The sequence below is a fragment of the Tunicatimonas sp. genome (assembly GCF_049647865.1).
Classification (GTDB): Bacteria; Bacteroidota; Bacteroidia; order Cytophagales; family Cyclobacteriaceae; genus Tunicatimonas.
On sequence record NZ_JBARYM010000344.1, the window covers coordinates 1 to 8737 of the forward strand.

General features: G+C 45.0%; 5 protein-coding genes. 3 read left to right on the plus strand and 2 right to left on the minus strand.

The window, feature by feature from the left end; translation table 11 throughout:
* A partial coding sequence (locus WBA23_RS10335) for a polysaccharide biosynthesis/export family protein (RefSeq protein WP_424582200.1) occupies window positions 1-1076 on the minus strand: 1076 nt, incomplete at its 3' end.
* A 455-nt stretch (window positions 1077-1531) separates the two neighbouring features.
* Here WBA23_RS10335 and polA point away from each other — a divergent pair.
* On the plus strand, window positions 1532-4312 hold the full coding sequence (gene polA, locus WBA23_RS10340; RefSeq protein ID WP_424582201.1) for a DNA polymerase I: 2781 nt from the start codon (window positions 1532-1534) through the stop codon (window positions 4310-4312).
* 123 nt (window positions 4313-4435) lie between these two features.
* Here the strand turns inward: polA and WBA23_RS10345 are convergent, their stop codons facing one another.
* Complete coding sequence (locus WBA23_RS10345) at window positions 4436-6643, minus strand: S9 family peptidase (protein WP_424582202.1); 2208 nt, start codon at window positions 6641-6643, stop codon at window positions 4436-4438.
* Between the two features lie 285 nt (window positions 6644-6928).
* Between WBA23_RS10345 and trxA the strand changes: the two genes are divergently transcribed.
* Window positions 6929-7246 carry a thioredoxin gene (gene trxA, locus WBA23_RS10350; RefSeq protein WP_424582203.1) on the plus strand — a complete coding sequence of 106 codons (318 nt, stop codon included), beginning with the start codon at window positions 6929-6931 and terminating at the stop codon, window positions 7244-7246.
* Window positions 7247-7365: 119 nt separating this feature from the next.
* Window positions 7366-8640: a fasciclin domain-containing protein gene (locus tag WBA23_RS10355; protein WP_424582204.1), complete on the plus strand. Its 1275-nt coding sequence runs from the start codon at window positions 7366-7368 to the stop codon at window positions 8638-8640.
* Window positions 8641-8737 lie beyond the last annotated feature (97 nt).

Genomic DNA, 8737 nt, shown 5'->3' on the forward strand with positions numbered 1-8737 from the left:
TTAGTGAAACCGCCGCCGAACTCAATCGCCTCAGCTAATGTCTCTTCGGAGTTCATTTCGTAGTAGCCTGGGCGTTTTACCTGCCCCTTTAGCTCAATCCGAGTTTTGTAAGGTACTACTCGAATGATATCTTGGTCTTGCAATTGAGTAGTGCCCGATGGTTCTTCGACTCCTACTAATAAATCGTACATATCTAGCACATCGGCAACTTCGCCGCCCCGCACAATCTCTACGTTACGGAATGATCCGATAAACGACGGCCCTCCAGACAAGTATAACGCGGTAAAAGCTGAAGCTAGGGAGGAAAGGGTATATGTACCGGGCTTACGCACTTCACCCACAATAGTGACTTTGATACTCCGAGCACTACCCAAGGTTACTTCGGCGTAGGTATTAGCCGGTCGCTCTCGGTTGCCCCGCAGTCCGGCGTAAATTTCGGCTAAGCGGTTAATGGTTCTTCGTTCTGCCTCTTCAATGGTGAGCCCGTTTACGTACACTGGCCCTAAATTATCAATTCGGATAGCTCCGTTTCGATCTACCTCCAGCAGATAGTCTTGCTGAGAGGCACCCCAGATATTGATTGATAATTCATCGCCTGGGCCTAACTGATAATTTTTGGGGGTAGCAATATTCAGATTGGGTTCAAATGTTAAATCTTGGCTATTGAACAGACTAAACCCAAACACTTTTTGCTCTTCTGCACTAACATCATCTAGCGAAGGATCTCGTTGAGAGAGGCTATCCGCCCCGGCTTCATTATCGGAAAATGGCGATTTTTGTCGAGAAGAGGATGATTGACTGCCGCCCCGCTGAAGTTGCTGCATCCGCCGAACCAGTTTACTTACCTCGGTGCGAGGCATTCCCCGAATTAGGGCCTGCTCCTGAATGTTTTGAATGCTGATATTGCGCTCTTCAGCGGCTTGAACCAAACGCTGAATCTGTTCATCTGAGTAGTTATCTACCTGCACTCGGCTCCAGTCTTGCTGCTGTAGCAAACCAGCATCCTGACCGTATACTGAGATCCGTGCACATAATATAAGGAGAAAGAAGGTGGAAAAAAGGTACTTTTTCAACATACGATACTTTGCGGCGCGAACTCGGTTAGGAATCAATAGTTATTACGGCAGTGGCTAATGATGAACAAAACTACATATACTCTCACGATCTGGCAAACCTTCTTGCGAATTTGCTAAGTTCGGCCCGAAGGTTCCGAAATAGTGTTATGCTATTGACTAACAACATCTTAGCAAAAACTGCACCACTAGCCAAAAAACTTACTTGGTGTTACTTGCTGAGAGGAACGGTAAAAGAAGACACAATAGTATTATCTTAGTAATTAATAAAATATAGGGCAGGTCTATCTTGAGATATTTTAGATGCTGCTTAGCAGTACATTGATCAATAAGAAGAATGTTTACGTTGTACCAAATGGGCAGATTTGTCATTATATCTCCTGTTTTCTGGTAATAAGGCTCACCTTTCTTGCGGAATTATGCTTGCAAATTCGCTCCCATGTTCTCACCTTCGCAGTATGAGTCAACCTACGAAAAAACTGTTTTTGCTGGACGCTATGGCGCTTATCTATCGCGCTCATTTTGCCTTTAGTAAGAACCCCCGCATTAACTCCAAGGGGATGAATACCGGAGCCGCCTTGGGCTTTACTAATGCGCTAGTAGAAGTCCTTAACAAAGAAAAACCCTCGCATATTGCGGTGGCCTTTGACACTTCTGCTCCGACTTTCCGCCATATACAATACAAACCTTACAAAGCTCATCGGGAAGCCCAGCCGGAAGACATTCAGATAGCGGTCCCGATCGTAAAGGATATTATTCGTGCGTTTAACATTCCGGTACTAGAGTTGGATGGGTTCGAAGCTGATGATATTATTGGCACCTTTGCCAAGCAGGCTGCCCGCCGGGGGTTTACCGTTTATATGATGACTCCCGACAAAGATTTTGCTCAGTTGGTTGAGGAATGTATTTTCTTGTTTAAACCGGCTTACATGGGTAATAGTGTAGATGTGCTGGGTGTTCCGGAGGTGCTGAAAAAGTTTGATATTCAGCAGGTAACTCAAGTGTGCGATATACTTGGTTTGCAGGGTGATGCTTCAGATAATATTCCCGGAATTCCGGGAGTGGGACCAAAAACGGCATCCAAATTATTGAAGGAGTACGGCTCGGTGGAAGGAGTAGTGGCTAACGCGGAACAACTGAAGGGAAAGCAACGGGAACGGGTGATTGAATTTAGTGAGCAAGGATTACTTTCTAAGGAGTTAGCTACGATTAAAATTGATGTACCCCTGCCGTTTGAAGAAGAAGCACTAAAACTGGATGATCCTAACGAGCCGGAGTTACGTAGACTATTTGAGGATTTAGAGTTCCGCACTCTGGCTCGCCGGGTTTTGGATAAGCATCCAAATTTGCAACCTATGCAAGGAGGATTATTTGATACCGAAGAATTGGCCCCCGATCACAATCAACTTCCCTTCGTCTTTGAAGATTCTATTAAGAGTACTGAGCATAACTACCAACTGGTGGATACCGCTCAAAAGCGCGCTGACTTAATTGCTAAACTTACTAAAGAAACCGCCATCTGCTTCGACACTGAAACAGACAGCTTAGACGCCCTAGCCACGCAGTTAGTAGGCTTGGCTTTTGCGTGTAAAACCGGGGAGGCCTACTACGTTCCGGTTCCTGAGGAAAAGAGTGAGGTCCAGCAGATCGTTGACGAATTCAAACCCTTGTTAGAAAATGAACAGATTATAAAAATTGGGCAGAACCTGAAATTTGATATCCTGGTACTGAAAAAATACGACGTGAAAGTGGTCGGACCCATGTTCGATACTATGATCGCTCACTACCTGATTGATCCGGAGACTAGTCACTCCATGGATGCTATGGCGGAGAATTACTTGGACTATAAACCCGTTTCTATTGAAAGCCTGATCGGGAAGAAAGGTAAGAGCCAGGGAAATATGCGCGATATTCCGGTGGAAGAAGTAACCGAATACGCGGGCGAAGATGCCGATATTACTTTGCAATTGAAGGAAACTTTTGAGCAGAAGCTGCAGGAGGATGAAAAACTGCTTAAAATATTTAATCGGGTGGAGATGCCTCTGGTGCCGGTGCTGGCCTCCATGGAATATGAGGGAGTAAAAGTAGAGCCAGCCGTATTGCAGGAACTCTCGGGTGAGTTGGCGGAAAGCATCGTTGGCATTGAGCAAGAAATTTATGAGGTAGCCGGAGTGGAGTTTAACATCGGATCGCCTAAGCAACTGGGCGAGGTGCTGTTCGATCACCTGAAGCTACTGGAGAAACCCAAGCGCACTAAATCGGGGCAGTATGCTACGGGAGAGGCTATCCTCTCTGACTTAGCCACGGAACACGACATTGCCCGGCGAATTCTGAACTACCGCGAACTGGTGAAGCTCAAAAATACCTACATTGATGCGCTGCCCAAACTGATTAGTCCGCGAGATAATCGTATTCACACCTCGTATAATCAGGCAGTGACTTCTACCGGGCGGTTAAGCTCTACCAATCCTAACTTACAGAATATTCCTATCCGTACCGAAAAGGGGCAGCTCATTCGTAAAGCCTTTGTGCCCCGTAGCGATGATTTTATTTTACTGGCGGCGGATTATTCGCAGGTGGAGCTCCGGATTATGGCTTCGTTCGCGCAGGATGAAACCATGATTGATGCTTTTCAGAACGGACAGGATATTCACGCGGCTACGGCTAGCAAAATATTTGATGTTCCGCTAGACGAAGTAACGCCCGATATGCGACGCAAAGCGAAGACGGCCAACTTCGGAATTATCTATGGTGTCTCGGCTTTTGGATTAGCTCAGCGACTCAGCATCCCTCGCTCTGAAGCATCAGATATTATTAAAGCTTACTTTGAGCGGTTTCCGAGTGTGCGCGGGTATATGGACCAGGCCATTCAGCAGGCGCGAGAAGCAGAATACGTAGAAACAGTGCTGGGCCGTAAGCGGTATCTGAAAGACATAAATTCTCGCAATCCTACCCTACGCGGCTACAGTGAGCGTAACGCCATCAACGCGCCTATTCAGGGAACCGCTGCCGATATGATTAAAATTGCGATGGTGGATATTGCCGCTTGGATGCGACAAGAAAAGCTGCAATCCCGCATGATCCTGCAAGTACATGATGAACTGGTCTTCGATGCTCACCGCGATGAACAGGAAAAACTTAAACAAAAAGTTTGCGAACTAATGATTAATGCTTTGCCCCTTGACGTACCGATGGAAGTAGGCACCGGTTTGGGGGAGAACTGGCTGCAAGCGCACTAGAAGCGGATACCGGAATCCGAAAAACGCAAAAATTAGGTGAATACCTGCATTCAGAAGGTAAATATCCGAGTAAGATAGACATACAGGAAGGCTGGTTTTGGAAGGAAATGGTCCGGTTTCCATCTAAAGGTTTTCGCTAATGAATTCGGTAATCATGGTGAACAGGTGCAAGCGGGTGTTGCCGCCGTAGATACCGTGGTTGCGGTTGGGGTAATAAAATGAATCAAAGGATTTGCCCGCCGCAATCAGCGCATTTTGCATTTCTACCGCATTCTGAAAGTGAACATTATCGTCGCCGGTGCCGTGAATCAGCAGCAGATCGCCCTCTAGCTTTTCCGCGTGCGTGAGGGGCGAGTTCTGGTCGTAGCCTTCCGGATTCAGCTGAGGGGTTTGTAAGTAGCGCTCGGTATAAATGGTATCGTACAGTCGCCAGTTAGTAACCGGAGCAACCGCTACGCCCAGCGAGAAAACATCGTTGCCCAGCAACATACTAAGCAAGGTCATGTAGCCACCGTAGCTCCAGCCCCAAATACCGATGCGGTCAGCATCTACGTAGGGTAAATTACCAAAATACTTAGCACTGGCAATCTGATCTTCTACCTCGTATTTACCCAAATTATTATAGGTAACTGCCCGAAAGTCTCTTCCTCTCGCTCCGGTGCCCCGATTATCTACGCAAGCTACTAAATACCCTCGCTGGGCTAAATAATGAAACCACGGTTCGTGTCCTGCTAACCACCGATCCAGTACCATTTGTGAGCCAGGGCCACCGTACACGAACATCAGTAGTGGGTAGGTTTTAGTAGAATCAAAATCAGTGGGCTTAACAATGTAGGCATTCAGTTGTAGCGAATCGCTCACCGGAACCTGCGTAAACTCTTTGGTGCCCATCCGATAGGAGGCGACTTGCTCTTTCAACTCAGCATTGTCTTCTAGCACCTTCACTAGTTTGCCGCTGGGAGCTTGGTGCAAGCTTACTTTTAATGGCTGCTCAGAAGAGGAATGCCGATCAATAAAATAGGTGAAATCCGGGTTAAGCGTGATACTGTGGGTACCCGGCTCTACAGTTAAACGCTTTTTCCGCTTACCATCCGTCCGAATGGTGTACAGATGTCGCTCTAGCGGCGAGACTTCGGTGGAAGTATAGTAAGCAAGCTTCTTATTCTCGTCCACTCCCAAAAACTCACTCACCTCCCAATTGCCCTGGGTAATTGGGCGTACTAATGAGCCATCCATACTATGAAGATAAATATGCTTGAACCCATCTTGCTCACTGGTTCGTACAAACTGTTCGCCATTCTTTAGATACACTAACTGATCGTTGAAGTCCAAATCGACGTAGGTGCCGCTTTCTTCGGTGAGTACTACCGCTACTTTTCCGGTGATAGCGTTGGCGTGGATAATCTCTAGCTTATTTTGCAGGCGGTTCATTCGAATGATTGAGAGCAGAACGTTATCATTTGTCCACTGCATCCGTGGCACGTAGATGTCGGTTTCTTCCCCTAGGTCTACCGAAGTAGTTTGCTGGTCGGCTAACTGATAAATAGAGACGCTAACATTAGAATTGGCCTCTCCTGCTTTTGGGTACTTAAAGCGATAATCTTCGGGATACAGGTTGTTCCACAGTTGCATGTTGTATTCTGGCACCGTTGCTTCATCAAAAGAGATGTAAGCGATCTTATCGCTTTTGGGTGACCAGAAAAAAGCTTTGGTTACTGAGAACTCTTCTTCGTACACCCAGTCGGTACTGCCGTGAATCAGCTTATTCTTTTCCCCATCGGAAGTAACCTGCGTTACCGAACCATCGCTTAGTGTTACGTAGAACAGATTATTGTTTCGCACAAACGCTACCTTGCTACCATCGGGCGAAAAAGTAGCGTACGATTGTTTTCCCCCGTCAGTTAACGCTCGAAAAGAGCCATCGTTGCGGTCATAAACGTAGTAGTAGGCTCGGGAAGAACGACGGTAGATTGATTCGTACTCCGTAGCCACTAGCACCCGGTTCTCATCGGGACTGAAGGAATACTGTTGATATGCCAGCGCAATTGATTCATCTTCGGGAATAAGATTACGTCCGTTCACTAGTGTATCTACCGCCTCGCCGGTGGTAATATCGTACTGAACTATATGTTGGTAGTAATCAGTTTCTTCTTGCACCTGTGAGGTATAGTATTGTCCGTCATCCATCCAGTTGATTCCCTGAACATTGGCTTGAGAAAATAAACCTTGGCTGTATATTTTTTCTAGCGTAAGAGAATCTGTTTGGGCCCAACTTCCCTTGAAACTTAACAAAAAGAGAAGTGAGAAAATAACAGGGAGGACAGTTTGCATACTTATTTTTGGCATCTTAATTGCTTTCTTACATATTAGGAACATTAACTCTAGCAAAAACATTTTGGTTTTCAAAAGCTGCTCAGAGTTAAACAGTTTAGAATTAATACAGTTATGTGTGCTAATTAATAGTAAGTATCATTTTTTTAGTTAATTGACATCTATTTTTTTAGCAGTTTATACTGCGTGTTTGAATAATTTCTTGAAAACTCAATTATTTCTTACAAACGGGGTGGGCAACTTTATCTGTACGGTACAGTTTATGTACAAGTAATCTTGAATTTAATGGCATCTAAAAAGAAAACTTTTTCCGATCTGATTTCTCAGTCAGATATTCCGGTGTTGGTTGATTTTTACGCTACTTGGTGCGGGCCTTGCAAGGCTCTAGCCCCAATTGTAAGCGACACTGCCCGCGACTTCAAAGAAAAGCTAAAAGTAGTAAAAGTAGATATAGATAAAAACCAGTCAGCAGCAATGAAATATAAGATTCAGGGCGTACCTACGCTGATTTTATTTCAGAAGGGCAAGGTGCTGTGGCGACAGTCAGGGCTGATGACCCGACGAGAGCTAGGTGCCTCATTACAAAAAGCGATAGACAATTAATAGAGCTGGGTGCTGGGAGCCTAGGGCGGGGCGTACAAAACCCCACGTTCTAATCTCTCTGCCCCCGTAATAAACGATTTATTTAACCACAATTTATTTTAATTAAACAGACGAAAATTATGAAGAAGATTTTGTATTCATTTTTATGGCTATTCACCGTAGGTGGATTTTTATTTTTAACCAGTTGTGATGATACGGAAAATCCGGTTCCTGGAGCTAGCGTAATTAGTGTTTCATCGACAGATAAAACAATTGATAATGATGCTGTAGTAGCTGCTCCCGGTGAGACTTTTGGCATTGATGTATCATCTGGTGATGAAGAAGTAACAGCACTCACTAATGGTGCAATTAGTGTAAATGGTGCTAATACCGCTACTAATGGTACTATTGAATTTACTGTAGATACTGAAGCTGCATTAGGCAGTACTGCTGAGATTAATCTTTCTACCACTGGTGGCTTAACCGAACAAATAACAGTTACTGTAGGGTATGCTACTTTGGTTGATGTAGTAACGTTCGCTGATGGGTTTAGCTTATTAGCAGCCGCTCTTACCGATAATCAGGCGGTACTAGATGCATTAACCGCAGAAGCACCTGTTACTGTATTTGCTCCTACTGATGATGCTTTCCGTAATGCTGGTATTAATACCGCTGACGATTTACCTGACAACATTGCTCAGATACTATCTTATCATGCGGTTGGCGATGCTGTTTTAAGTAGCGCGCTCACTACTGGTGCAGTTGAGACTTTAGAAGGTAGCAATATACAAGTAGTAGTTGATGGAGATAATATTACTGTTGATGGAATTCCCGTTGCAGTGCCAGATATACAGACAGAGGATGGTAACGTAGTTCATGTAATAGAAAGTGTACTAGATCCGTCAGCATCTATTACTAATTCAACCGCCGTACTATTGGGTGGGCAAGGAAACTCTACAGAAGGAAGTTTCTATAACGCGATAGATAATGATGTATTACGGTTTTCTGAAGCTAGCACTAGTAGTGACGAAGTAGATTTTCTTTACTATTGGGGAGCTACCAATGAGCATTCTATTGCCGCTTTGGATGACAGTGGCGCTCAGTCCGTATTCTCCGCTGTGCAAGCAGATATCTCTGGTTTTACCCCGCAACCTGAAACCCGTTTTGTTTCAGTAGCTACTACTAGTGAGGATTTTGATGGAATTGTATCACAAAACGATTTAGAAGCTGTTCTGACTGGAGGCGATATCACTATTAACCAAACTAGTGTGACTGGTTTAGCAGTAGGTGATGTGTTTGCTATAGAATTAGACGAAGATCGTGGTGGTAGCCTAGGATTAGTAAGGGTTGCCGAGATAGTAGGCCCTGAGAATGGTAACGGTGCTATCCGTCTTGATGTAAAACTAGTTAACTAGATAAGCTATTTGATTAATCAATTAAGCGCAGGGGTTTCGGCTCTTGCGCTTTTTTTGTTTGGTGGGAGCGGTATTAACTTTGGAGTTACTTCGCTGA

Excerpts from the sequence above, each read along its gene's own strand:
- polA (WP_424582201.1), top strand. The coding sequence starts at position 1,532 with ATGAGTCAACCTACGAAAAAACTGTTTTTGCTGGACGCTATGGCGCTT.
- WBA23_RS10345 (WP_424582202.1), bottom strand. The coding sequence starts at position 6,643 with ATGCAAACTGTCCTCCCTGTTATTTTCTCACTTCTCTTTTTGTTAAGT.
- trxA (WP_424582203.1), top strand. The coding sequence starts at position 6,929 with ATGGCATCTAAAAAGAAAACTTTTTCCGATCTGATTTCTCAGTCAGAT.
- WBA23_RS10355 (WP_424582204.1), top strand. The coding sequence starts at position 7,366 with ATGAAGAAGATTTTGTATTCATTTTTATGGCTATTCACCGTAGGTGGA.